At 37.5% G+C, this 413-nt stretch carries 1 protein-coding gene; it reads left to right on the plus strand.

What is annotated here, in order from left to right:
- The first annotated feature begins 170 nt into the window (after window positions 1–170).
- Window positions 171–347, plus strand: coding sequence for a hypothetical protein (locus JFL43_RS18300; RefSeq protein WP_200750149.1), 177 nt, complete (start codon window positions 171–173; stop codon window positions 345–347).
- Window positions 348–413: the final 66 nt, after the last annotated feature.

Raw genomic sequence — 413 nt, forward strand, 5'->3', positions numbered from 1 at the left:
AACCAGTAATGGGAAGGGCTGAACGAAAGGAGTGAATCATGGAAGGGATATTATATGGCAGTGAAGACACAGCCAATCGAAAGACTTTTCGTTGCCTTGAAACGCAGAACGTGAATCGCGCAACGTAAAGAGTGGAACTGTTCATATGCATACTTACACCATGAGAACATATGGAATCAAATGGGCTAATTTATTTAATAACAGACCGAGATAATCTAAACGAAGCTTTTAAGAAGGTACGTAGAAACAAAGGTGCTGCCGGAGTCGATGCGAAAGGTATAGAGGCAACACGCCATTACTTAAAAGAAAATAAAGAAAAGATTACCCGCCAAATCCAAACAGGGTAATTTCGTTTTAATCCGGATATTGTTATAATAATAATAAATGTATTCTTCGACAATATTTATAACACA

Source organism: Viridibacillus soli, assembly GCF_016612995.1.
GTDB lineage: Bacteria > Bacillota > Bacilli > Bacillales_A > Planococcaceae > Viridibacillus > Viridibacillus soli.